The sequence below is a fragment of the Duganella callida genome (assembly GCF_004614165.1).
Lineage (GTDB): Bacteria > Pseudomonadota > Gammaproteobacteria > Burkholderiales > Burkholderiaceae_D > Rugamonas > Rugamonas callida.
Genome location: NZ_SPVG01000098.1, coordinates 1 through 23,621 on the forward strand (window position 1 = coordinate 1; position 23,621 = coordinate 23,621).

20 protein-coding genes are annotated in these 23,621 nt (G+C 65.8%); 8 read left to right on the forward strand and 12 right to left on the reverse strand.

The features are described 5' to 3' along the window. The 3 genes from E4L98_RS10425 to E4L98_RS10435 all read right to left on the reverse strand — a co-directional run. A partial coding sequence (locus E4L98_RS10425) for an efflux RND transporter permease subunit (RefSeq protein WP_135201496.1) occupies window positions 1-2,424 on the reverse strand: 2,424 nt, incomplete at its 3' end. Then, window positions 2,421-5,573 carry an efflux RND transporter permease subunit gene (locus tag E4L98_RS10430; RefSeq protein WP_135201497.1) on the reverse strand — a complete coding sequence of 1,051 codons (3,153 nt, stop codon included), beginning with the start codon at window positions 5,571-5,573 and terminating at the stop codon, window positions 2,421-2,423. The genes E4L98_RS10430 and E4L98_RS10425, both read right to left, overlap by 4 nt. Next, window positions 5,570-7,069, reverse strand: a complete 1,500-nt coding sequence (locus E4L98_RS10435; protein ID WP_135201498.1) for an efflux RND transporter periplasmic adaptor subunit — start codon at window positions 7,067-7,069, stop codon at window positions 5,570-5,572. The genes E4L98_RS10430 and E4L98_RS10435 overlap by 4 nt, the downstream gene beginning before the upstream one ends. Before the next feature lie 241 nt (window positions 7,070-7,310). On the opposite strand from E4L98_RS10435, the gene E4L98_RS10440 reads away from it, so the two are divergent. Genes E4L98_RS10440 through E4L98_RS10450 form a run of 3 tightly spaced genes read left to right on the forward strand, consistent with a single transcriptional unit; the run spans window position 7,311 to window position 9,757 of the window. Next, window positions 7,311-7,754 (forward strand): periplasmic heavy metal sensor, encoded by a 444-nt coding sequence (locus tag E4L98_RS10440; RefSeq protein ID WP_135201499.1) that lies wholly within the window; start codon window positions 7,311-7,313, stop codon window positions 7,752-7,754. 30 nt (window positions 7,755-7,784) lie between these two features. Beyond that, the gene (locus E4L98_RS10445) at window positions 7,785-8,504 is read left to right on the forward strand and encodes a response regulator (protein ID WP_135201500.1); all 720 of its coding nucleotides are present in this window, start codon (window positions 7,785-7,787) and stop codon (window positions 8,502-8,504) included. Next, window positions 8,504-9,757, forward strand: a complete 1,254-nt coding sequence (locus tag E4L98_RS10450; protein WP_135201501.1) for a sensor histidine kinase — start codon at window positions 8,504-8,506, stop codon at window positions 9,755-9,757. Before E4L98_RS10445 ends, E4L98_RS10450 begins: the two co-directional genes overlap by 1 nt. A gap of 12 nt (window positions 9,758-9,769) precedes the next feature. Here the strand turns inward: E4L98_RS10450 and sppA are convergent, their stop codons facing one another. Genes sppA through E4L98_RS10465 form a run of 3 tightly spaced genes read right to left on the reverse strand, consistent with a single transcriptional unit; the run spans window position 9,770 to window position 14,389 of the window. Further along, window positions 9,770-11,644, reverse strand: coding sequence for a signal peptide peptidase SppA (sppA, locus tag E4L98_RS10455; protein ID WP_135201502.1), 1,875 nt, complete (start codon window positions 11,642-11,644; stop codon window positions 9,770-9,772). Window positions 11,645-11,687: 43 nt separating this feature from the next. Beyond that, window positions 11,688-13,130 carry a sodium:solute symporter gene (locus tag E4L98_RS10460; protein WP_135201503.1) on the reverse strand — a complete coding sequence of 481 codons (1,443 nt, stop codon included), beginning with the start codon at window positions 13,128-13,130 and terminating at the stop codon, window positions 11,688-11,690. A 47-nt stretch (window positions 13,131-13,177) separates the two neighbouring features. Beyond that, entirely contained in the window at window positions 13,178-14,389 is a 1,212-nt protein-coding gene (locus E4L98_RS10465) for an MFS transporter (protein WP_135201504.1), read from the reverse strand. Between the two features lie 183 nt (window positions 14,390-14,572). Between E4L98_RS10465 and E4L98_RS10470 the strand changes: the two genes are divergently transcribed. Genes E4L98_RS10470 through E4L98_RS10480 form a run of 3 tightly spaced genes read left to right on the forward strand, consistent with a single transcriptional unit; the run spans window position 14,573 to window position 16,200 of the window. Next, complete coding sequence (locus E4L98_RS10470; protein ID WP_135201505.1) at window positions 14,573-14,797, forward strand: DUF3820 family protein; 225 nt, start codon at window positions 14,573-14,575, stop codon at window positions 14,795-14,797. A 58-nt stretch (window positions 14,798-14,855) separates the two neighbouring features. Further along, the gene (locus E4L98_RS10475; protein WP_135201506.1) at window positions 14,856-15,881 is read left to right on the forward strand and encodes a M4 family metallopeptidase; all 1,026 of its coding nucleotides are present in this window, start codon (window positions 14,856-14,858) and stop codon (window positions 15,879-15,881) included. Between the two features lie 10 nt (window positions 15,882-15,891). Beyond that, window positions 15,892-16,200, forward strand: coding sequence for a protealysin inhibitor emfourin (locus E4L98_RS10480; RefSeq protein WP_135201507.1), 309 nt, complete (start codon window positions 15,892-15,894; stop codon window positions 16,198-16,200). Here the strand turns inward: E4L98_RS10480 and E4L98_RS10485 are convergent. From E4L98_RS10485 to E4L98_RS10510, 6 genes are all read right to left on the reverse strand, one after another. After that, entirely contained in the window at window positions 16,197-16,598 is a 402-nt protein-coding gene (locus E4L98_RS10485; RefSeq protein ID WP_371857208.1) for a PPC domain-containing DNA-binding protein, read from the reverse strand. The two genes, E4L98_RS10480 and E4L98_RS10485, sit on opposite strands and share 4 nt — an antisense overlap. Window positions 16,599-16,600: 2 nt before the next feature. Then, the gene (locus tag E4L98_RS10490) at window positions 16,601-16,966 is read right to left on the reverse strand and encodes a glutaredoxin domain-containing protein (RefSeq protein WP_135201508.1); all 366 of its coding nucleotides are present in this window, start codon (window positions 16,964-16,966) and stop codon (window positions 16,601-16,603) included. An 87-nt stretch (window positions 16,967-17,053) separates the two neighbouring features. Beyond that, entirely contained in the window at window positions 17,054-17,635 is a 582-nt protein-coding gene (locus tag E4L98_RS10495) for a BPSL1445 family SYLF domain-containing lipoprotein (RefSeq protein ID WP_135201509.1), read from the reverse strand. A gap of 100 nt (window positions 17,636-17,735) precedes the next feature. Next, window positions 17,736-19,886: a putative bifunctional diguanylate cyclase/phosphodiesterase gene (locus E4L98_RS10500; RefSeq protein ID WP_135201510.1), complete on the reverse strand. Its 2,151-nt coding sequence runs from the start codon at window positions 19,884-19,886 to the stop codon at window positions 17,736-17,738. Next, window positions 19,879-20,862, reverse strand: a complete 984-nt coding sequence (locus tag E4L98_RS10505) for an EAL and HDOD domain-containing protein (protein WP_135201511.1) — start codon at window positions 20,860-20,862, stop codon at window positions 19,879-19,881. Before E4L98_RS10505 ends, E4L98_RS10500 begins: the two co-directional genes overlap by 8 nt. 52 nt (window positions 20,863-20,914) lie before the next feature. Beyond that, a complete protein-coding gene (locus tag E4L98_RS10510) occupies window positions 20,915-21,853 on the reverse strand; it encodes a LysR family transcriptional regulator (protein WP_135201512.1) in 939 nt (312 codons plus the stop codon). A 143-nt stretch (window positions 21,854-21,996) separates the two neighbouring features. Here E4L98_RS10510 and E4L98_RS10515 point away from each other — a divergent pair, with 143 nt between their 5' ends. Next, window positions 21,997-22,698, forward strand: coding sequence for a pirin family protein (locus tag E4L98_RS10515; RefSeq protein WP_135201513.1), 702 nt, complete (start codon window positions 21,997-21,999; stop codon window positions 22,696-22,698). Between the two features lie 131 nt (window positions 22,699-22,829). Then, window positions 22,830-23,483 carry a GTP cyclohydrolase II gene (gene ribA / locus E4L98_RS10520; protein WP_135201514.1) on the forward strand — a complete coding sequence of 218 codons (654 nt, stop codon included), beginning with the start codon at window positions 22,830-22,832 and terminating at the stop codon, window positions 23,481-23,483. The last annotated feature ends 138 nt before the right edge of the window (window positions 23,484-23,621 follow it).

Consider the following 23,621-nt stretch of genomic DNA (forward strand, 5'->3'; position numbering starts at 1 on the left):
GCCCGAGCCGGTGCTGCCGGCGGCGGTGCTGGTCACCGTGGCCGCCACCGGCGCGCCGGTCGGATTGGCCGCCGTCGGCGCTGGCAGGCCCTTGGCCGGCACGTAGACATCGTTCAACGCCTCGGGGCTCTTGGCGTACCATTTCGGCACTTCCATGATCACGTGGTACTGGTTCAACTCACTGTAGATGGTCGCCACCTGGCGCTGACCGAAGCTGTTGTACAGCGCATTGTCGACATCCCTGGTCGAGATGCCCAGGCGCGAGGCGCTCTGCTTGTCGATGGTGACGAAGGTCTCGACGCCGTTGTCGGCCTGGTCGGAGTCCACGTCCACCAGCCCTTTCTGACCTTTCATCGCTTCGGCCAGGCGCGTCGCCCATTTTTTCAGGTCGGCCTGGTTGTCGCTCTTCAGCGTGTACTGGAAGTTGGCGTTGGCCGAACGTCCGCCGGCGCGCAAGTCCTGGACGGGGCTGAGGAACAATGTCACCCCGGTCACCCTGGCCAGCTTCGGCCGCAAGCGCGCGATCACCGCCTGTCCGGCCACCGTGCGCTGGCTGGCCGGCTTCAGATTGATGAACATGAAGCCGCCGCCGGCGCGCCGGCCGCCGGTGAAGCCGACTACCGTCGCCACGTCGGGATCGTCCTTGATGATGTTGACCAGTTGCCGCAGCTTGCCCTGCATGGCCTGGAACGAGATGCTCTGGTCGGCGCGGATGCCGCCGCTGATCTGGCCCGTGTCCTGCTGGGGGAAGCCGCCTTTCGGGATCGCCGCGAACAGGTAAAAGTTCAGGCCGACCACGAAAATCAGGCTGAGCATCACCAGCCACACGCTGTGCAGCGCCCAGTCCAGCGCGTGCTCGTAAGCTTTCAGCACCAGCTCGAAGCCGCGCTCGAAGAAGCGTGCCACACGACCCTGCGGCTGCTCGTGGTGCGCGTCCGGTGACAGCAGCCAGGCGCACATCATCGGCGTGGTGGTCAGCGAAACCACCAGCGAAATCATCACCGCCGCCGACAGCGTGACGGCGAATTCCTTGAACAGCGCGCCGAACTGGCCGCCCATGAACAGCAAGGGAATGAAGACGGCGATCAGCGACAGGCTGATGGACAGCACGGTGAAACCCACCTCGCGGGCGCCCAGCAGCGCCGCCGCGAAGCGGTCCATGCCGGCCTCGATGTGGCGCGTGGTGTTTTCCAGCACCACGATGGCGTCGTCGACCACGAAACCGGTGGCCACCGTCAGCGCCATCAGCGACAGGTTATTCAAGCTGAAACCGAGCAGGTACATCACGCCGAAGGTGCCCAGCAGCGAGACGATGGTGGCCACGGTCGGCACGATGGTGGCGCGCACATTGCGCAGGAACACGCTCACCACCAGCACCACCAGCAGGATGGAGATGATCAGCGTGACCTCGATCTCGTGCAGCGAGGAGCGGATCGAATTGGTGCTGTCGCTGGCCACGTCGATCTTCACATCGGGCGGCAGTTGCGCCTGCAGTTGCGGCAGCTGGGCGCGCACGCTGTCCACCGTCTCGATCACGTTGGCGCCGGCCTGGGGCCGCAGCAGCACGACGATGGCGGGCTTGCCGTTGAACAGACCGAGGTTGTTCTGGTCCTCGACCCCGTCCACCACTTCCGCCACATCCTGCAGGCGGATCGGCGTGCCGTTGCGGTAGCCGACGATCAGGTTGCGGTAGTCGGCGGCGCTGCGGCCGCCCTGGGCGTTGGCCGATTCGGTATAAATCTGCAGCCGGCGGCCGTTGCCCTGCAGGGCGCCGCGCGGGCGATTGGCATTCGTGGCCTGGATCGCGGCGCGCGCGTCTTCCATCGACAGGCCAAGGCGGTTCAGCGCATACGGGTTCAGTTCCACCCGCACCGCCGGCAGCGAGCTGCCGCCCAGTTCCACGTCGCCGACGCCGGTGACCTGCGACAAGCGTTGCAGCACGATGTTGGACACCGCGTCGAAGATCTGGCCCGGCGTCTTGGTCGGCGAGGTCAGCGCCAGGATGATGATGGGCGCGCCGGAGGTGTTGGCCTTGCGGTAGGTCGGATTGCTGCGCAGCGTGGCCGGCAGGTCGACGCGGCTGGCATTGATCGCGGCCTGCACTTCGCGCGCCACCGAGTCGACGTTGCGGTTCAGGTCGAACTGCAGGGTGACGTTGGCGCTGCTGGTGCTGGACTGCGAGGTCATTTCATTGACGCCGGCGATCACGCCCAGATGCCGCTCCAGCGGCGTCGCCACGCTGGTGGCCATGGTGGACGGGCTGGCGCCGGGCAGCGTGGCGCTGACCGAAATGACCGGAAAATCCACCTGCGGCAACGGCGCCACCGGCAGCACGAAGAACGCGCCAATGCCGGCCAGCGCCAGACCGATCGTCAGCAGGACAGTGGCGATCGGGCGCTTGACGAATGGTGACGACAGATTCACGGCGCGTCACCTTCCGGCTGGTTCGGCGCCGGCGACAGCAGTGCGGCCCGCTGCGGCTGGCCCGGATCGCGCGGCGTATCATGCTTGCGGCCAAAACGCCGCGCCAGGCTGTCGAAGCCCAGGTAGATCACCGGTGTGGTGTAGAGCGTCAGCAGCTGGCTGACGATCAGGCCACCGAAGATGGCCAGGCCCAGTGGACGGCGCAGCTCCGCGCCCTCGCCCCAGCCGAACATCAACGGCACGGCGGCGAACAGCGCGGCCAGGGTGGTCATCAGGATCGGACGGAAGCGCAGCAGCGCGGCCTGGTGGATGGCCTCGCGCGGCGGTTTGCCCTCGTCGCGTTCCGCCTCGATGGCGAAGTCGATCATCATGATCGCGTTCTTCTTGACGATACCGATCAGCAGGATGATGCCGATGATGCCGATCACGCCCAGGCCCTGCCCCGTGACCAGCAGCGCCAGCAAGGCGCCGACGCCGGCCGACGGCAATGTCGACAGGATGGTCAGCGGGTGGATATAGCTCTCATACAGCACGCCCAGCACGATGTAGACGCAGATGACGGCCGCCAGGATCAGCCACAGCTGGTTCGACAGCGAGTTCTGATACGCGCCGGCGGCGCCGAGGAAGGTCATGGTCACCGAGGACGGGAACTTGATCTCGGCCGCCGCGTCGCGGATCGCGTCCACCGCGGTGCCAAGCGAGACCCCGGGTGCGGTGTCGAAGCCCAGCGTGGTGGCCGGGTACTGCGCCACGTGGGTGATCTGCAGCGGCGCCGGGCGCTCGCTGATGGTGGCCACCGCCGCCAGCGGCGTCGGTTTGCCCGAGCCGGTCTTGAGCTGCAGGTTGCCCAGGTCGGCCGGCGTGGTGATGTCGTCGCGGCGCGCTTCCAGGATCACGCGGTACTGGTTGGTCTCGGTGAAGATGGTGGAAACGATGCGCTGGCCGAAGGCGCTGTACAAGGCGTCGTCGATCGAGGCGGCGGTCACCGACAGGCGCGCCGCCGTATCGCGGTCCACGCTGACATAGGCAGCATTGGCGCTGGCGCCCACGTCCGACACCACGTTGCGGACCTGGCTCTTGGTGCGCATCTGGTTGGCCAGCTTGGTGGCCCACTCGTTGACGCTGGCGTTGTCCGCTCCTTCGATCGATACGCGGAACTGGGTCGGGCCGGTTTCGGCGTCGATGGTCAAGTCCTGGGTCGGCTGCAGGTACAAGGTCAGGCCGGCGATCTGCGCCACCTTGGCGCGCAGGCGATCCATGGTTTCCTGCTGGCTGGCGCTGCGCTTGTGTTTCAGGTTGATCAGCATGCTGCCGGTATGCAGCATGGTGTTGTTGGCCGCGTCCACGCCCACCACGGAGCTCAGCGTATCGACATCCGGATCATCGAGAATCACCTTGGCGGCCTGCTGCTGCAGCTGCGCCATGCGGTCATAGGACACCGCCTTGCCGGTTTCGATGCGCGCCTGCAGCTGGCCGGTGTCCTGGGTCGGGAACAGCCCTTTCGGAATCACCACATACAGCAGCGCCGTCAGCACCAGGGTGCCCAGCGCCACCAGCAGCGTCATGCCGGAGTGTTTGATGACCCAGGTCAGCGAGTTGTCGTAATGGCCGATCACCCAGTCGAAGAAGTGCTGCGAACGCCGGGCGAAGCGCGACGGCTTTTCATCGGCGTGGTTCTTCAGCCAGCGGCCCGACATCATCGGCACCAGCGTCAGCGACACCACCGCCGAAATCAGGATGGTGATCGCCAGGGAGATGGCGAATTCGCGGAACAGGCGTCCCACCACATCACCCATGAACAGCAACGGTATCAGCACCGCGATCAGCGACACCGTCAGCGAGATGATGGTGAAGCCGATCTGCTTGGCGCCCTTCAGCGCGGCGGCCATCGGCGTTTCGCCCTCTTCGATGTAGCGGGCGATGTTCTCGATCATGACGATGGCGTCGTCGACCACGAAACCGGTGGCGATGGTCAGCGCCATCAGCGACAGGTTGTTCAGGCTATAGCCAAGCAAATACATCACCCCGCAGGTGCCGATCAGCGAAATCGGCACCGACAGGCTGGCGATCACGGTGGCGCGCAGGCTATGCAGGAAGGCGAAGATCACCAGCACCACCAGCACCACGGCCAGCACCAGTTCCATCTCCACGTGCTCCACCGAGGCGCGGATGCCGGTGGTACGGTCGCTCAGCACTTCCATGTGGATGGCGGCCGGCAGGCTGGCCTGCAGTTCCGGCAGGCGCTGTTTGATGGCGTCCACGGTGGCGATCACGTTGGCGCCGGGCTGGCGCTGCACGTTGAGAATGATGGCCGGCCGGGTGCCCGCCCAGGCGCCCAGCTCGACGTTTTCGGCGCTGTCGATCACCTGCGCCACGTCGGTCAGACGCACCGGGGCGCCGTTCTTGTAGGCCAGGATCAGTTCCTTGTAATCCTTGGCGGTCACCAGCTGGTCGTTGGCGTTGATGGTGTAGGCGCGCGTCGGGCCGTCGAAAGAACCCTTGGCGCCATTGGCGTTGGCGGCGGTGATCGCGGTGCGCAGCGTGTCCAGCCCCAGACCGTACGAAGCCAGCGCGTTGGTGTCGGCCTGGATGCGGACCGCCGGGCGCTGGCCGCCGTTCAGCGTGACCAGGCCGACGCCGGCCACCTGGCTCATTTTCAGCGCCAGGCGGGTGTTGACGATGTTCTGCACTTCGGTCAGCGGCATCGTGTCGGAGGTGATGGCCAGCGTCAGCACCGGCGCATCGGCCGGGTTGACCTTGGCGTACACCGGCGGCGCCGGCAGATCAGTCGGCAACAGCGAGCCGCCGGCGTTGATCGCCGCCTGCACTTCCTGCTCGGCCACGTCCAGCGACTGGCCCAGGCCGAACTGCAGGGTGATGATGGACACGCCGGAAGCGCTGGTGGAGCTCATGCGCGACAGGCCGGCCATCTGGCCGAACTGGCGCTCCAGCGGCGCGGTCACGGTCTGCGCCATCACTTCCGGACTGCCGCCCGGGTACAGCGTCTGCACCTGGATGGTCGGGAAGTCCACCTGCGGCAGCGCCGACAGCGGCAGGAACTTGAAGCCGACGATACCCGCCAGGACGATCGCCAGCATCAGCAGCGACGTCGCTACCGGACGCTGGATGAATGGTGCGGATGGACTCATTGCTGTGCTGCGCCTTCCTGGTGGCGACGGCGGCGATGTTCGCCCGATGGCGCTTCACCGGCCGGCGCTTGGCCCTGAGCTTGGCCCTGGCCTTGCGCCGCCGGCTGAGCGGCGGCCGGTGCGGCGGCCTCGCCTTGTGCGGCAGCCGCGCCATCGCGCTTGCCCTTCCAGCCGCCATGTTCGCCGCCGGCCTGCTCGCCGCCGGCCGCGCCGCGGTTCCACTTGCCTTGTCCGCCTTTGCCGCCTTGGCCGCCCTGGCCCGGCAGCGTCACCTTGGCGCCCTCCTTCAGTCGGTCCGCGCCCTCGGTGATCACCTGCTCGCCCAGTTGCAGACCTTCGCTGATCTGCACCTTGTCGACGGTGGCCGCGCCGCGCTTGACCGGGCGCACGGTGACCGTCTTGTCGGCCTTGAGCACATACACGAAATCACCGTTGTTACCGTGGCGGAGCGCCGTCACCGGCACCATGATGGCGTCCTTGATGGTGCGCAGTTCCAGGCGCACGTTGACGAACTGGCTGGGGAACAGCGTCGACTTGTTGTTGGCGAAGCGCGCCTTGGCCTTGACCGTGCCTGTGGCGGTATCGATCTGGTTGTCCAGCGCATAGAAGCTGCCGCTGTCCAGCGTATTCACGCGGGTGCGGTCCAGCGCCAGCGCCGGCAGCTTGGCGCCTTCGTTGATGCGCTCCACCACGCCCGGCACGCTGTCCTGCGGGATCGCGAATTCGACGTCGATCGGCGACAGCTGGGTAATGGTCACGATGCCGTTGGTATCGCTGGAGCCGACCAGATTGCCGATGTCCACCGCGCGCAGGCCCACGCGGCCGGAGATCGGCGCCACCACCTTGGTGTAGCCCAGATTCAGCCTGGCCGTGCCTTCGGACGCCTTGTCGGTCATGACCGTGCCTTCCAGCTGCTTGACCAGCGCCGCCTGCGTGTCCACGTCCTGGCGGGCGATCGAATCCTGCGTCAACAGCGTGCGGTAGCGGTTCAGCGTCAGGCGCGCGTTTTCCAGCTGCGCCTCGTCGCGCTGGCGATTGCCGGTGGCCTGCATCAGCGACATCTCGAACTGGCGCGGATCGATCTGCGCCAGCACCTGGCCGGCCTTGACCATCTGGCCTTCCTTGAACAGCACTTTCTGCAGAATGCCGGATACCTGCGGACGCACGGTGGTGGTGGCCGCCGCCGTCACCGTGCCGAGCGCCTCCAGCGTGACCGGAATGTCGGCCTTCTCCGCCGTCGCCACGCCAACCGTGGTGGCTGGCGCGCCGCGACGGCCTCCGCCCGGACCACCAGGACCGCCAGGCCCGCCGGGGCCACCCGGACCGGGACCGCCAGGACCTTGGGCGTTGGCCCCCGCGCCTTGCGGCTGGTGGGTCAGATGCCACGCCAATCCCCCCAGACCGGCCATGGCGGCGACGGCGATCACGCTGCCGAGTATCTTGCGGCTGCGTTTGGGTGGGTTGGCATTCAAAGTCGGCTTGGCTTGCGAATCCATCGTTATCCTTTTTGTAGGCGTGCGTGTCCATGGCAACCGGCCATGGCTTCAATCCGGCGAATGTAGCATAAGGCACCGCCTATGTCTGTCGGCAGCCGCACAGGGTTACAAACTCGCTACAAATCAAGGACTTTGAGCGGATATCGTTAAACTGCCTTTACATATCTTTACCGGCGCGACATCGCCGCTCAACCTCGGCCGCGCATACTGGCCCCACTGTCAAACAACGAGGAACGCCATCATGAGCATCTTCAACCGCCAGACCATCGCCGCCTTCCTGCTGGGCGCGGCCCTCGCCGCGGGCGCAGGCGCGTACGCCGTCGACCAGCACCAGCACGGACCGCGCTCCCACCTCGGCCGCCTGTACTACGAAGTCCAGGCCACCGATGCGCAAAAAGCCAAGATTGATCCTTTGGTCAAAGCCGCCATGGCCGACCTGAAGCCCATGCACGAGCAACTGCGCGCCCTGCACCGGCAGTTGCTTGAGCAAGCCAGTCAGCCGGCCATCGACCGCGCCCAGCTGGAAGCGACGCGCCAGCAAGGCCTGGCGCTGGCCGACCAGGCGTCGAAGCGCCTGTTGCAGCTGGTGGCCGACGTCGGCGATACCCTGACGCCGGACCAGCGCAAAAAACTGGCGGAACACCTGTCGCACATGCCTGGCCCCGGCCGCCGGCACGGCTTGTAAGCGCGTCCGCCACTCCGTAGAATGGAACGCATGAATTCTGTAGACCGTATTTTGCTTGTCGAAGACGACCCGCGCCTGGCCGAGATGCTGACCGAGTATCTTGGCCAGGCGGGCTTCCGCGTGACCCACGCGCCGACCGGCCGCGCCGCCATGGAGCATATCGCGGCAGCCGACATCGACGCCGTGATCCTGGACCTGATGTTGCCGGACATGGACGGCCTGGATGTGTGCCGCCAGCTGCGCGCCACCTCCGACGTGCCGGTGCTGATGCTGACCGCGCGCGGCGACGCCATCGACCGCATCGTCGGCCTCGAAATCGGCGCCGACGATTACCTGCCCAAGCCGTTCGAACCGCGCGAGCTGCTGGCGCGCCTGCGCGCCATCCTGCGCCGCCGCGTCGATCCGCGCCACGTGGATGCGCGTCCGGCGGCCGGCAACGACGGTGTGCTGCGCTTCGGCCGCCTGGAGATCGATCCGGCCGCCCACGCCACGCGGCTGGACGGCCAGCCCTGCGAACTGACCGCCTATCAGTTCGACCTGCTGCTGGTGCTGGCCAGGCACGCCGGCCGCGTGCTGTCGCGCGACGCGCTGATGGACTTGCTGAAGGGCGAGCCGCTGGAAGCCTTCGACCGTTCGATCGACGTCCACATGTCGCGCATCCGTGCCGCCGTCGAGGACGACCCCAAGAAACCGCGCCGCATCATCACCGTGCGCGGCGCCGGCTACCTGTTCGCCAAGGTGCAGGACTGATGCCGCGTTTTCGTCTCGTACCGCGGCTGTACCTGCGCTTCTATCTGGCCCTGCTGTTCATCCTGGCGCTGTTCGCCATCGCGGTGGTGATGATCTGGAACCGCACCGGCAGTCCGCTGGAACGCTCCAACCAGGCCTTGGCGCAGGTGATCCAGAATTCGCTGGCGCCCATCGATGCGCCGCCCGAGGTCCAGCAGGCCGCGCTGACGCGCATGGCGCAGGGCATGGACGCGCACATGACGCTGTACACGCGCGACTGGCGTCCGCTGGCGGTGGTCGGTGCCCTGATCCCGGCGCGCCACTGGCGCCGCCAGGGGGTGACCGGCCCGCCGCCGGAATCCTACGTGCGCCTGCCGGACGGCCGCCGCCTGCTGTCCAGCGAACCACTGGGCTTCACGCGGCCGAAGGGCATGCTGCACAACGCCCTGCTGCTGCTGGCGATCGGCATCGGCGTGGCCGCCTTCCCGCTGGTGCGGCACTTGACCAAGCGGCTGGAACGGCTGCAGCTGGGGGTGGAAAAGCTGGGCGCCGGCGACCTGACGGCGCGCGTGCCGGTCGAAGGCAAGGATGAAGTGGCGCTGCTGGCGCACAGTTTCAACGCCGCTGCCGACAAGATCGAGCAACTGGTGGGCGCGCACAAGACGCTGCTGGCCAACGCCTCGCACGAGCTGCGCACGCCGCTGGCGCGCATCCGCCTGGCGCTGGAGCTGATCGGCGAAGGCGTCGATCCCAGACGCCGCAAGGGACTGGAGCAGGACATCGCCGAACTGAATCACCTGCTGGACGAAATCCTGCTGGCCAGCCGGCTGGACGCCATCCGCGAGAACACCGACAGCGAGGAGCTGGACCTGCTGGCCCTGGCCGCCGAGGAGTGCGCGCACTACGACGACGCCATCCTCGACGGCGCTTCGGCGCTGGTGATGGGCGACGCGCGCCTGCTGCGCCGTCTGCTGCGCAATCTTCTGGAAAACGCCCACCGCCACGGCGTGCCGCCGGCGCATGTGCACATCGCCAGCGCCGATGGCCAGGCCGTGCTGCGGGTGTGGGACAAGGGGCCGGGCGTGCCGGATCCGGAATTCGAGCGCGTGTTCGAGCCTTTCTTCCGCCGCCGCGGCACGCTGGACAACAACGGCGCGGGACTGGGACTGGCCCTGGTGCGGCAGATTGCCCGCCGCCACGGCGGCGAAGCGCGCTGCGTCCTGATGAAGGATGGACGCAGCTGCTTCGAAGTGGTGTTGCCGCTTAAAGCCTGAAGCGCGGGCGGATCACGGCGATTCGCACAGACAGTGCGTGATCGCCGTGAACGGCTTGTGCGCCGCCGTGATGTCATGCAGCCAGCCGAAGTCCTGGGCGATGCCGGCCGCGGCGCCCGGCGGCAGGCCGGTGGTGGCCGCCGCGCCCAGTTTCAGCTGCGCGCCCACCGCCTGCGCCACGGCCTGCGCGGCGCCGCCGCCGATCATTTCGACAAAGCGGTCGAACTTGCTGATATCGCGCTCCACATACACCACGCGGTAATCGGCCGGCAGCTTGGCGCGGACGGCGGCGGACTTCAGCGCGTCGCCGTAGCTGCCCAGACGGTCGACCAGGCCGCGCTCCTTGGCTTGCGCGCCGGTCCAGACCCGGCCCTGCGCCACCGCATCGATCTTGTCGGCGGTGGTACGGCGCGCCGCCGCGGCCTTGCCGGTGAACTCCGCGTAAATGTGATTGATGCTGCCCTGGATGACCTGGCCGAAGCGCGGGTCCAGTGGGCGCAGCGGATTGCCGGCATCGCCCAGCCAGGTGGTCGGCTGCCCGGCGGTGTGGATGCCCAGCTTGTCGATCACCTTGTCCGCCGTCGGCAGGATCGCGAACACGCCGATCGAGCCGGTGATGGTGTTCGGCTCGGCGATCACCTCATCCGACGACATCGAAATCCAGTAGCCGCCCGACGCCGCCACGTTGCCCATCGACACCACCACCGGCTTGCCGGCCGCGCGCGTCAGTTCCAGTTCGCGCCGGATCAGCTCCGACGCGAACGCGCTGCCGCCGGGCGAATCGATGCGCAGCACGACGGCCTTGATGCTGTTGTCCTCGCGCGCCATGCGGATCAGCTTCGAGGTCGAGTCGCCGCCGATCGCGCCCGGACCGGCGCTGCCGTCGCTGATCTCGCCCTGCGCCACGATCACGCCCACCGCGTCGCCGGTCAGCTTGCGCGGCACGCGCGCCAGGTATTCGTCGAAGCCGACCTGGCGGAAGCTCTTGCCGTCCTGGTCCAGCGTACCGCGCTTGATCATCATCTGGCGGATTTCATCCTTGGTCTTCAGGCCATCCACCAGTTTGGCCGATTGCGACAGCTTGGCCAGATCGCCGTTCACCGCCGTGACTTCGGCCGGCAGATCGTTGATGACCTTCATGATCTGGCCCTGCGGCAGCTTGCGCGCCTTTTCCACGTTATCGGTGTACGAGGTCCACAAGGCATTGTTCACATACGATTCCGCTTCCGACGCCGCCTGCGACGGGCCATTGGCGATATAGGGCTCGGCGAAGCTCTTGTAGGTGCCGACGCGCAGCAGGTTCACGGTGACGCCCAGCTTGTCCAGCGCATCGCGGTAGTAGTTGCGGTACTTGCCGAAGCCCTCCAGCATCACCATGCCCATCGGGTGCATGTACACCTCGCTGGCATGGGCGGCCAGCAGATACTGGCGCTGGTCGTAGCTCGAACCCCAGGCGATCACCGGCTTGCCGGACGCCTTGAAGCGGTCGAGGGCGGCCGCCACCTCGCGCAGCGACGCCTGACCGGCCACCTGCAGATCGTCGGTCAGCAGCACCGCCGCGCCGACGTTGGGGTCCTTGGCGGCCGTTTCCAGCACGGCCAGCACGTCGCGCAGCTGCATCATCTTGTCGACTTCGCTGCCGCGCACATTGGCGACCAGCGCATCGCGGGCGTTGACGCTCGACTGCTCGACCAGTTGCCCTTTCAGATCCAGCACCAGCGTGGTCTTGGGCTGCAACGGCTTCAGGCCGCCGCCAAACAGCGCATACAGCAGCAGCAGCACGATGGCCAGAAACAGCAGATTGAGTACCGTGCGGCGGCTTGCGTCCAGCGCGCGCCAGAAGAAGGCGAAGCCGCGGCGGACATAGGAAAACGGGGATTGGCTCATCAACACTCCAATGGTTGCGTAACGTGCAATGATAATACTGCGACTACGGTTTTTTTGAAATCAGCGTCAAGCCGGCGAATACCAGCACTCCATTCAGGATAAGCAGTTCAAGGCCGATGCGATAGCTACCGAAAAGCAATTTCTGATTGGAATCAATAACATAGCACAGCACCGGCCCGGCCAGCGCCACCGCTGGCACCCAGCGGTCGCGCAGCTGGCGCCGGGTCAGCATACCGAAGGCGAACAGCCCCAGCAATGGCCCATAGGTATAGCCGGTCAGTTTCAGCACCAGGCCCACCATGCTCGGGTTATCCAGCCATTTGAACACCAGCACCAGTGCCAGGAAGATGGCGCAGAAACCCAGGTGTACGCGGTGGCGCAAGCGTATGCGGTCCCGTTCCGTCAGGTCGGTGCGGCGCTGCACGCCGAGGATGTCGATGCTGAAGCTGGACGTCAGCGCGGTCATGGCGCCGTCCGCGCTGGGGAACAGTGCCGACACCAGGCCGATGAAGAAAATCAGTTGCAGTACCGCCGGCATATGCGCCATCACCACAGTGGGGAACACCTTGTCGCCGCTGGCCGTCACTCCGACCGTGGGCGCGTACAGGTACAGCAGCCCGCCAAGGAACATGAACAGTACCAGTACAGCGGTCAGTACAGCCGTCATCACCAGCATGTTTTTTTGCGAGTCGCGCAGCGTGCGCACCGAGATATTCTTTTGCATGGTTTCCTGGTCCATGCCGGTCATGGCCAGCACGATGAAGAAGCCGGCGCCGACCTGCTTCCAGACATTGGCCGCGCTGTCGGTGTCGGTGGTGAACACGCGGGTCAGGCCGTGCTCGCGCATCTGCATCAGGCCGGCCAGCGGCGACAGATCCATCTCGTGCAGCAGCCAGCCGGCGCAGGCCAGCAGCCCCACCACCATACCGGTGGTCTGCAGCGTGTCGGTCCAGACAATGGTCTTGACGCCGCCCTCGTAGGTGTACAGCAGAATCATGGCCAGGATCACGGCGGTGGTCAGCCAGAACGGCACGGCCATGCTGTCCAGGACGGTGAGCTGCAGGATGTTCACCACCAGGTACAGCCGCGCCGAGGCGCTCACCAGCCGCGACAGGATGAAGAACGCCGCGCCGCTCTGGTAGGCGCGCCGGCCCAGGCGCTGTTCGAGATAGGTGTAGATGGAGGTCAGCTTGAGGCGGTAATACAGCGGCAGCAGGATCGCGACCACGGCAAAGTAACCGAGCACATAGCCGATGATCACCTGCAGATAGCCGAAACCGTCACGCCCCACGGCGCCCGGCACGCTGACGAAGGTGACCCCGCTCAAGGTGGTGCCGACCATGCCGAAGGCGACCAGCATCCAGTTGCTGCTCTTGTTACCGATGAAGAAGCTGTCGTTGTTGGCGTTGCGGGAAGTGCGCCATGCCACGATCAGCAGCAGCGCGAAATAGGCGAAGACGAGGGAAAACAGGGAGACTGCGGACATGGTGTGGCGGCGAAGTTCAAATCGCCGCCACTATACACCGGCGCGACTTAATGAGCGGCGGCGCGGATGGATTTGCCGCCGCCGGCGCCGGCCGGACGCGGATGCAAACGATCCAGGCGGCCGCTCAACGCGGTCAGGCCGAAGGCGCCCAGCACCACCAGCGCGCCGATCCAGCCGGTATGGACCAGGCCCAGATGCTCGACGATCAGGCCGCCGCCCCAGGCGCCGCCGGCGATGCCGAGGTTGAACGCGGCGATGTTCAGGCCCGACGCCACATCCACGGCGCGCGGGGTGTAGTGCTCCGCCTGCTGCACCACGTAGACCTGCAGGCCGGCCACGTTACCGAACGCCACCGCGCCCCACACCAGCACGGTCAGCAGCACCATCCACCTGGACGGCGCGGTGAAGCTCAGCGCCAGCAGCACAGCGGCCAGGCCGAGGAAGATGATCTTCAGCGCACCGATCGGACCGCGCCGGTCGGCCAGCTTGCCGCCCCAGATGTTGCCGACCGCGACCGATACTCCGTACACCAGCATCACCAGGCTGACCGCGTTGGCGCCGAAGCCGGTGATGTCAGTCAGGATGGGCGCCAGGAAGGTGAAGGCGATGAAGGAACCGCCGTAGCCGACGGCCGTCATGGCATATACCAGCAACAGGCGCGGTTCGGCCAGCACCTTGACCTGCTGCAGCAGCGAGGCCGGCTTATTGTGCTGGATCGTCGACGGCACGAACAGCGAGCTGCCGACGATGGCGATCAGGCCCAGCGCCGATACGGCCAGGAAGGTCGCGCGCCAGCCGAAGTGCTGACCGATGAAGGTCCCCAGCGGCACGCCGGTCACCAGCGCCACGGTCAGGCCGGTGAACATGATGGCGATCGCGCTGGCCGCCTTCTCCTTCGGCACCAGCGAGGTGGCGATGGTCGAGCCGATCGAGAAGAACACGCCGTGCGCCAGCCCGGTGAGGATGCGCGCAATGATCAGCGATTCATAGCCGGGCGCCTTCCAGGCCAGCAGATTACCGAGGGTGAACAGCACCATCAGCGACACCAGCAGCAGCTTGCGCGGCACCTTGCCGGTGAGCGCCGTCAGCAGCGGCGCGCCGATGGCCACCCCCATGGCATACAGGCTGACCAGCAGGCCCGCCGATGGTAGGTTCACGCCCAGATCGGCGGCGATGGTCGGCAGCAGGCCGACGATGACGAACTCGGTGGTTCCGATGGCAAACGCGCTGATGGTCAGCGCTAGCAGGGCAATTGGCATGGCATAACTCCTTGTAAGTGGATGCCATGCAGTATCGGGACTTTCACCGATGAGAAACAGCCAGCCGGCGCCAAAACATCTTTGCTCAGTCCGCAACAATGCCCCTGCCGGCCGGCGGCTGCTACGCCGCGCCGTGGGCCGGATATCAGCGTATCATGGCGTCTTCACGTCCTCCCGTCAGCCATGAATTCCGAAAAACTCGCCCTGCTGCTCACCCGTGAAATGCCATATGGGAAATACAAGGGCCGCAAGCTGGCCGAACTGCCCGGACATTATCTGGGCTGGTTCGCGCGCGAAGGTTTCCCCGCCGGCGAACTGGGCGCGCTGATCGCGCTCATGTACGAAATCGATCACAACAATCTGCGCGCGCTGCTCGACCCGCTGCGCGCCAACCAGCGGCAACGGTAAGGTCACGGCCATGCAAATGCGTGTATAAATACACTATTGCATTGTTTAGGGGAACGTCATGGCCGCTGATCCGCATCGCTGTACCTGCTTCATCATTCCATCCAAAATGCTGCGCAAACTGGCGGAGCAAACTGCGGACCCGGCGCTGCGCCATCAACTGCTGGACCAGTGCGAGCTGTCGGCCCATCTGCGCGGCCAGCGCTCGGTGGCGCCCATCATGCAGGCGCTGGTGGCCACCACCGGCGAAAAGCGCCGCACCGTGTACGACGCCCAGCACAAATCGGCGCTGCCGGGCAAGCTGGTGCGCGGCGAAGACAGCCAGCCATCCGCCGACCAGGCCGTCAATCAGGCGTATGACGGCGCCGGCATCACCTACGATTTCTATCACGACGTCCTGCAGCGCAATTCGGTGGACGGCAAGGGCTTGCGGCTGGACTCCACCGTCCACTACCAGAACAAATTCAACAACGCGTTCTGGAACGGCCAGCAAATGGTCTACGGCGACGGCGACGGCAAGCTGTTCCTCGGCTTCACCGGCGCCATCGATGTCATCGCGCACGAACTGACCCACGGCGTCACGCAATATGCGGTGCCGGGCGGGCTGGTGTACCAGGACCAGAGCGGCGCGCTCAACGAGTCTATCTCCGACGTATTCGGCAGCGTGGTCAAGCAGTGGCACCTCAAGCAGTCCGTGGAGCAGGCCGACTGGCTGGTCGGCGCCGGCATCATGGCGCCGACGGTCGGCAAGGCGCTGCGCTCGATGGCCGATCCGGGCAACACGGAACTAACCTGGTCCGGCGACGATCAACCCAAGACCATGGCCGGCTATGTGGAGAATGGCGACGTTCACACCAATTCCGGCATCCCCAACCACGCCTTTTATGCGGCCGCCATCGCGCTCAAGGGCAACTCCTGGGACAAGGCCGGGCCGATCTGGTACAAGGCATTGTCGCTGCTGACGCCCAACGCCAGCTTTGCCGACATGGCCAAGGCGACCAGCCAGGCGGCGGCACTGCTGTATGGCGCCGATTCCGCCGAGCAGCACGCGGTACAGGCGGCCTGGAAGGTGGTGGGCGTCACGTGAAGGAGGCAATATGCGCTTGATCTTGCGATGCACCGGCGGCTTTGCCGGACCGGCCGGGACGCAGACCCGCACCGTCGACCTGGCACAACTGCCGGCCGACCGGGCCGGGCAACTGCAGCAACTGATACACGCCATCGATTTCGCGGCGCTGCCGCCCAAGCTGGTCAAGGACGCGCCCCGATCCTGGGACTTCCAGTACGACCTGGAACTCGAGGATGGCGGCCAGCGCACGCATTGCGTGCAGTATCACCTGGACGCCGCCCCGGCGCCGCTGAAGGCGCTGACGGAAAAGCTCAACGATGAAGTCGACCCCGATTAGGTGATTTGCAGCTCCGGGTAACCGGTGCGTGCGTCGTGTTCGCGTGTGAAGCGATGCTCGGGCAGCAGCGCCAGCAGCAGTTCCGCCGTGGTGCGCACCACGCAGCCGGCGCACACGTGGCCGCCCAGCACCCTGCCCTGCGCATCGGCCACCGACATGTGCAGGTGTGCGCCGTCCGGCGAGACGGAGCCGGCCAGCGTCAGGATTTCCAGGTCGCCGCGCAACGCTTCGGGCTGCGGCCGGCCCGCATAGCGCAGCTGCGCCACGCTCAGGCTGCCGATGCCCTGCAACACGAAGCCGGCGCCATGGCCGCTGGCCTGCAGCGCCGCCACCACAGCCGCGCGCAGATCGTCGCCCGGGTTCAGGCGCAGCGGCAGCGGCACCAGCGATGGTGTCATGATCAGCCCAGCAGGCGCGCGAACTCGCCGCTGTCGATCAGCCGTTGCAGATCGCTGGCGCCGCCGATCAGCGTGCCGTTCACGAAAATCATGGGAAAGGTCGGCCAGCCGGCCCACAGCTTGAGCGCCAGGCGCGGCTTCCACTGCGAAAAGTAATTGCCGTAGCTGAGATACCGGTACGGCGTGTTCTGGCCGTCGAGGATCTTGCGCGCCTTGGCCGGGAACGGATTCAGGCCCATGCCGACCACCACCACCTTGTCGGCGGCCACGGCGGCCTGCACCTCGGCCACCAGATCGCGGTGATAGCCGTTGATCTGCGCCAGCGCGGCGGGATGGATGCGTTGCGGGTCCAGGATATTGCGGGTCATCGGTCAGCCTCTCTAGTCAGGATGCCCGTAAGAGTAGCCGCAAGGGGCGCGGAACACCAAGCGTTTTCCGCGCCACCTACCCGAAAGTTACAGGTCCAGCTTGGAGATCTTGGTGCCTTCCAGGTTCAGGTTGGCCATCAGGCCGGCATTGGTCAGCACGAACGCCTGGATCGGATTGTTGGCGGTGGCGGTATCGATCTCGCCGTTGGCGCCGACCTTGATCAGGGCCACCGAGCCGTCAACGCCGGCGGTCCAGCCTTTGCCGGAGCGGAATTTGTCCAGCGCTTCACGCGTCATGAACAGCATCACCACCGCCTTGGACTGGGCGCCGGCCTGCAGGCCCACCGATACCGAAGCCACGCTGTAGTAATCGGCGGTCTGGCCGCCGGTGCGCAGCACGCCTTTGCCATATTCGCCGCCGACCACCAGGCCGGCCGCCACAACACGCGGGAACACCAGCACGCCGCTGGCCTTTTGCACCAGTTCGCGCGATCCCTTGACTTCCTTGTACAGGCGCTCCAGCGTGGTGTAGGCGCCCTGCTCGATTTCAGTCTTCACCGCCGCCGCGCTCGGCTTGGCGTCGCCGGTGGTGGTGGTGCAGCCGCTCAGGGTCAGGCCGGCCAGGGCTACGGCGGCAGTCGCGCGCAGCAGGAAGGTACGTTTTTGCATGAGAGTCTCCAGTCAAAAAGTGAAACCACGAGGGGCCACAAGTGTGGTCATTCTGTCAGCAACTACATTACCACGCTATCTCTCTTCAGTAGCACACCGCTCAGCGGTTGGCGAACGCCAGCCGTTTTCCTTCGCGCAGCATGGTGGCGAATTCCGCCGCCGGCACCGGCTGACTGAACAGATAGCCTTGCAGCTGGTCGCACCCCAGCTCGCGCAGAAAGGCCATCTGCTCGGCCGTCTCCACGCCTTCCGCAACGATCTCCTGGCGCAACTGCTGCGCCATGGTGACGATGGCGCGCGCAATCGCGCAATCGTTCTCTTCATAAGGCAGACCGATCACGAAGGAGCGGTCTATCTTCAGGGTACTGATGGGGAATTTCTTCAGATAAGCCAGGCTGGAATAGCCGGTGCCGAAGTCGTCCAGCGCCAGCGCCATGCCCATCGCCACCAGCTGGTTCATGATGGCGATCACCTTGTCGGTGCCGCGCACCAGCAGACTTTCGGTGATTTCCAGGTTGATCTGGTCCGGCTGCACGCCATGCTTTTCCAGCACGGCGGCGATGCGTCTGGGCAGCTCGGCGTCGAACTGGCGCGCCGACAGGTTGACGGCGATCGGCGGCATGATCAGGTTGGCGTCGCGCCATGCGCGCACCTGGCGGCAGGCTTCCTCCAGCACCCAGGCGCCGAGGTCGAGGATCAGTCCGGTCTCTTCCGCCACCGGGATGAACACCCCCGGCGACACCAGCCCGCGCACCGGATGGCGCCAGCGCAGCAAGGCCTCGGCACCGACGATGCGGCCGCTGCGCAGGCTGACCTTGGGCTGATAGTACAGCAGCAGCTCGTTATTCTGCAGCGCCTGCCGCAGCTCGCTCTCGATGCGCAGGTGCTCCTTGGCGCGCTGGTTCATCTCTTCGCTGTAGAACAGGAAATTGGATTCGATGCTCTGCGCCGCCTTGGACACGGCCACGTCGGCGCAGCGTATCAGCGTGGTGACGTCGCCGCCATCCTCGGCATACACGGTGATGCCGATGTGCGCGCCGACCTGCAGATTGTGCGACGCCACCGCGATCGGCGAGGCCAGCGCCGCCAGCAGCTTCTTGGCGACGATGCCGGCATGCTCGCGCTTTTCGATCTGCAGCAGCGCGATGGCAAAGCGGTGGCCGTCGAGCCGCGCCAGCACGTCGCCTTCGCGCAGCGAAGCGCGGAACAGCCGGCCGATCTCGGCGAACAGTTCGTTGCCGATCTCGTGGCCCAGGGTGTCGCTGATGGCGCCGATGCGGGTGATTTCCACCACCAGCAGCGCGCCGTGGTCGCCCGAGCGCTTGGTCTCGGTCAGCGCCTGGCCCACCAGCGTGGTCAGCAGGCACAGATTGGGCAGGCCGGTCAGCGGATCGTAATTGGCCATGCGCTGCATGCGCGCCTCGGCGTCCTTGTGCACGCTGATGTCGGAAAACAGCGAGAAGGTGTGGCTGATCCTGCCGCTGGCGTCGCGCACGGCGCTGATGGTCACCGATTGCGGGAACAGCTCACCGTTCTTGCGCTTGCCGATGATCTCGCCGCGCCACGGCCCGCCGCCCTGCATCGCCGCGCGCACCTTGGCGCGGAATTCGGCATCGTGCACGCCCGAGCGCAGCAGGTCGGGGGTCTTGCCCAGCGATTCGGCCGGCGTGTAGCCGGTAATGCGGGTGAACGAGGAATTGATCGAGACGATACGTTCGTGCGCATCGGTGATCAGCACGCCCTGCTCGCTGTCCTCGATGATGCGCGCGTGCAGATTGACCTTGTCCAGCTCCGACAAGGTCTGGTTGGCCTGCGACACGCGCACCAGCATGCCCTCGTCGCGCCTGAGCTGGATATCCAGGTGCACCCAGATGATCTCGCCGTTTTTCTTGCGGCGCCGGACTTCGGTGCGCGCGGCCGTGGCGCCGGGGTCATGGTCAAAGAATAGTTCGGCGATGGTGCCGTCGTCATCGTCCTCGGCATACAGGGTCAGCACGTGCTGGCCGATCACCTCCTCGGCCGCGTAGCCGAACATCTGTTCCGCGCCGGGACTCCAGTCGGTGACATAGCCGGTCAGGTCGAGCATGAAGGTGGTGTCGCCGGCGGACGGCGCCAGCTCGGCCGGCTTCAGCGCGGCGCGTGCCGCCAGCAGCGCCGCGTCCAGTTCACCCAGCGTCCGCTCGAGCGCCGTGCCTTGCTGACTCCGCGCCAGACGGCTCAGTTCCAGGCAGCGCTCGATCGGATCAAGCATGGGGATTGCCCGCCTTGCCGGACGCCACGTCCTGCATCCACAGACAGGCGTCGACCAGGATGCGGTTGAAGCCGGCGACGTCGAGCTGCAGCGCCTGCAGGCAGCGGTTGAAACAGTCGAGGTCGGCGCGCTCGGCCGCCTCGACCACGCACAGCATCTGCCCCAGCTGGCCCGCGTGCGCCAGCAGCGCCTGCCGCACGGCCTCGCCGACCGCCAGCGGCTGCAGCACCTCGTCCAGCGGCATGCCGAACAGCACACCAAGCAGCGAGAACATGCCGACCATGAACGCCTGTTCCTGGTGCGCCTTGTCCTCGCCGCAGGCCTTGGCCAGCAGCTCCATGGCGCGCGCGCGCACCGCCACCCGCGCCAGCAGCATGGCCGAGCGCGGATCGCCCTCGCGCGACGAGAACAGCATCAGGTTCAGCCAGCGCCGCAGCTGCGAACGGCCAAGGATCAGGATCGCCTGCGAAAAACTGGTGACACGGCGGCTGGCGCCCATGCCCAGCGAATTCACCAGCCGCAGCAAATGGTAGGACAGCGTCGGATCCTGGCGCAGCAGCGCTTCGATTTCATGCGTGTCGGCGTCGGCGGAGACCAGCTGCACCAGCTGCAGCGCCAGCGCGCGCGAGGCGGCCTGGGCGCCGACCGGCTTGGGCGGCGGCGCCTGGAACCACTCGCCGGCGATCCAGCCGACCTGCGGCGGCAGTTCCAGCGGCCAGGCGGCGTCGGCGCGCAGGATTTTATCGGCGGCCAGCGCTTTCCAGCCGATCTGGTCCAGCGACTGGTTCAGCGCCGCATCGGCGCCCGGCAGGTAGACGCCGTTGACGCCGCCGGCCACCAGTTCTTCCAGCGCGCCCAGCGGCAGCGCGGCGCCGGAGGGCAGCCGGCCGGCGTCCAGCAGCAGCGCCCCGGGAGTACCGTTGCGGTCAGCAAGGGGGGACAAAAACACGGGCGGCGTGGCGGGTAACACGGTCATGGCAACTTCCAGCAAAAGAGACTCTCTATGATGCCGCTATGGTACTCCGAAACTATTGGCTTTGGTCAACACTCCGGTGTGGCAAATGCGACAACAACCGTTCGAACAGGCCGGGCTGTTGCATGCGCTTGATCCACCAGTTCAGCGCCGCGCCGTTTTCGCCGCTGCGCCAGGCCAGGTAGAAAGTCTCTGCCGGCTTGGGTTCGTCCACGGCTTTCTCCACCAGCGTGCCGGCGGCGATGGCGGCCCGGGCGCACGGTTCCGGCAGGAAGCCGAAGCCCAGACCGGCCAGCTGGTACAAATACTTGGTTTTCATGTCAGGCACCGTCAGCGTATCCTGGCCGAGCAGCAGGCCGACCGTGCGCGGCGCCATCTGGCGCGCCGAATCGGCCACGCTGATGGCGCGATAGTGCTGCAAATGATTGCGGCCCAGCTTGCCCTCGACCGCGGCCAGCGGGTGCCCGGGCGCCACCGCGAACACGAAATCCACCTTGCCGATCGGCTCGGAGACGTAGCCGCCGCCGGCCGGGCCGTCGCCGGCCACACCCACCAGCAGGTCGGCGCGGCGCTCCAGTAGCGCTTCCCAGGTGCCGGACAGCGCTTCCTGCACGATGCGCAGCCGGGTCTGCTGGGCCACTTCATAGAATGCGGTCACGTCGTCGTGGAACACGCACGGCGAAAACATCGAATCCATGCCGACCGCCAGCTCGGTTTCCCAGCCGGACGCCACCCGGCGCACGCGGTGTTCCAGGTCCTGGGCCGCTTTCAGCAGGTAGCGGCCCTCCTTCAGCAGCTCGGCGCCGGCCGCCGTCAGCCCGACGCGCGGGCCGTTGCGCTCGAACACCTGTACGCCGAGGTCGTCCTCCAGCTTGCTGACGGTGTACGAAATAGTCGAAGGCACGCGGTGCAATTCCTTGCCGGCGGCGGAGAATGAACCGCGCCGGTCGATGGCGTCGACGATTTGCAGGGCTTCCAGGCTGAGTCTGAGCATTCGATTTTATCGATAGTAGGAGGGTAAATTTTCCGTTTTTTTAATACGAATCAGGGGTCTACAATGTGATTCATGGATGCGGCGATAAGGCTGCAAGCTTTCAAAATTATCGCACATTAACCTCATAAGAAACGGAGCTCATCATGTTACAAGTACGTCATTCTGATTCGCGCGGCAAAGCCAACCACGGCTGGCTGGATTCCAAACACAGCTTCTCGTTCGGTCACTACCATGACCCGGAGCATGTCGGTTTCGGTCCGCTGCTGGTGATCAATGAAGACAAGGTACAGGGCGGCCAGGGCTTCGGCACCCACGGTCACCGCGACATGGAAATCATCTCGTACGTGCTGAGCGGCGCACTGGAACACAAGGACAGCATGGGTACCGGCTCGGTGCTGCACTACGGCGACGTGCAGCGCATGAGCGCCGGCACCGGCGTGCGTCACAGCGAGTACAACCACAACCGCGATGAACTGGTGCACTTCCTGCAGATCTGGATCCAGCCCAACCAGGTCGGCATCCCGCCCAGCTACGAAGAGAAAAATTTCTCGCCAGAAAGCAAACTCGGCAAACTGGCGCTGATCGCCTCGTCGGACGGTCGCAATGGTTCGGTGCTGATCCACCAGAACGCCGAGATCTACGCCAGCATCATGACTTCCGGCGACAGCCTGAAGCATGAGTTGAAAGAGGGCCGCATCGCCTACGTCCACGTGATCCGCGGTTCGGTGACGGTGAACGGCATCCACCTGAAGGATGGCGATGCGCTGAAAATCAGCGACGAGGCGGCCGTCACGCTGGACCAGGCCAGCGCCGCCGAACTGCTGGTGTTTGACCTGCCGAAATAAGTCTTGCAAAGGCCAGAGGCTGGCCTCAGATATGTTTCTGCCAGTTTTGGTATCATGAAGGATGCGCCGGGCCTGTTGGTACAGCCCGGCGCGCTTTTTTACACCGTTATCAACAGAATAAGAGTACAGCCATGTCGCAGAGCGCAGAGATCCCATCCCCGGACGAACTGAATTACGTCACCTCCTGTGCCCTGCCCACCCCGTGGGCCCAGTTCACCCTGCATGCCTTTGTCGAAAAGGCCACCGGCAAGGAACACCTGGCCATGGTGCTGGGCGACATCGGCGACGGCGAGCCGGTGCTGGCGCGCGTGCACTCGGAATGCCTGACCGGCGACGTGCTGTTCTCGCAGCGCTGCGACTGCGGCGCCCAGCTCGAAGGCGCGCTGAAGAAGATCGCCGACGAAGGCCGCGGCGTGCTGCTGTATCTGCGCCAGGAAGGCCGCGGCATCGGCCTGATCAACAAGATCCGCGCCTACCGCCTGCAGGAAGCCGGCGCCGACACGGTGCAGGCCAATGAACAGCTGGGCTTCAAGCCCGACCAGCGCACCTATGGCCTGGTGAAACCGATGCTGGACCAGTTCGGCGTGAAAAGTCTGCGCCTGATGACCAATAATCCGCGTAAGATCAACGCCATGACCAACCTGGGCGTGGAAGTGGCCGAGCGCGTACCGCTACTGGTCAACCGCAACGCCTTCAATCAGCACTATCTGGACACCAAGGCCGCCAAGCTGGGCCATATGATGACGCCGCTGACGCCGGCGCCGGTGGAGGATGGCGCGCTGTAACTTTTTTAGGATTGCATGAAATTCACTGCGCTAGCGAGTAGTTGTCTCCTGATCTGGGCCGGCGCAAGCGCTGCGCCGGCGGCGCCGCCCGTGCAAGTCCCCGCCCCTTCGGCGCAGAGCGGCGCGGCACTGCCGGCC

Bases quoted from the DNA above. Each gene is read 5' to 3' on its own strand.
- E4L98_RS10430 (WP_135201497.1), bottom strand. From the start codon at position 5,573: ATGAGTCCATCCGCACCATTCATCCAGCGTCCGGTAGCGACGTCGCTG.
- E4L98_RS10435 (WP_135201498.1), bottom strand. From the start codon at position 7,069: ATGGATTCGCAAGCCAAGCCGACTTTGAATGCCAACCCACCCAAACGC.
- E4L98_RS10440 (WP_135201499.1), top strand. From the start codon at position 7,311: ATGAGCATCTTCAACCGCCAGACCATCGCCGCCTTCCTGCTGGGCGCG.
- E4L98_RS10445 (WP_135201500.1), top strand. From the start codon at position 7,785: ATGAATTCTGTAGACCGTATTTTGCTTGTCGAAGACGACCCGCGCCTG.
- E4L98_RS10450 (WP_135201501.1), top strand. From the start codon at position 8,504: ATGCCGCGTTTTCGTCTCGTACCGCGGCTGTACCTGCGCTTCTATCTG.
- sppA (WP_135201502.1), bottom strand. From the start codon at position 11,644: ATGAGCCAATCCCCGTTTTCCTATGTCCGCCGCGGCTTCGCCTTCTTC.
- E4L98_RS10460 (WP_135201503.1), bottom strand. From the start codon at position 13,130: ATGTCCGCAGTCTCCCTGTTTTCCCTCGTCTTCGCCTATTTCGCGCTG.
- E4L98_RS10465 (WP_135201504.1), bottom strand. From the start codon at position 14,389: ATGCCAATTGCCCTGCTAGCGCTGACCATCAGCGCGTTTGCCATCGGA.
- E4L98_RS10470 (WP_135201505.1), top strand. From the start codon at position 14,573: ATGAATTCCGAAAAACTCGCCCTGCTGCTCACCCGTGAAATGCCATAT.
- E4L98_RS10475 (WP_135201506.1), top strand. From the start codon at position 14,856: ATGGCCGCTGATCCGCATCGCTGTACCTGCTTCATCATTCCATCCAAA.
- E4L98_RS10480 (WP_135201507.1), top strand. From the start codon at position 15,892: ATGCGCTTGATCTTGCGATGCACCGGCGGCTTTGCCGGACCGGCCGGG.
- E4L98_RS10485 (WP_371857208.1), bottom strand. From the start codon at position 16,598: ATGACACCATCGCTGGTGCCGCTGCCGCTGCGCCTGAACCCGGGCGAC.
- E4L98_RS10490 (WP_135201508.1), bottom strand. From the start codon at position 16,966: ATGACCCGCAATATCCTGGACCCGCAACGCATCCATCCCGCCGCGCTG.
- E4L98_RS10495 (WP_135201509.1), bottom strand. From the start codon at position 17,635: ATGCAAAAACGTACCTTCCTGCTGCGCGCGACTGCCGCCGTAGCCCTG.
- E4L98_RS10500 (WP_135201510.1), bottom strand. From the start codon at position 19,886: ATGCTTGATCCGATCGAGCGCTGCCTGGAACTGAGCCGTCTGGCGCGG.
- E4L98_RS10505 (WP_135201511.1), bottom strand. From the start codon at position 20,862: ATGACCGTGTTACCCGCCACGCCGCCCGTGTTTTTGTCCCCCCTTGCT.
- E4L98_RS10510 (WP_135201512.1), bottom strand. From the start codon at position 21,853: ATGCTCAGACTCAGCCTGGAAGCCCTGCAAATCGTCGACGCCATCGAC.
- E4L98_RS10515 (WP_135201513.1), top strand. From the start codon at position 21,997: ATGTTACAAGTACGTCATTCTGATTCGCGCGGCAAAGCCAACCACGGC.
- ribA (WP_135201514.1), top strand. From the start codon at position 22,830: ATGTCGCAGAGCGCAGAGATCCCATCCCCGGACGAACTGAATTACGTC.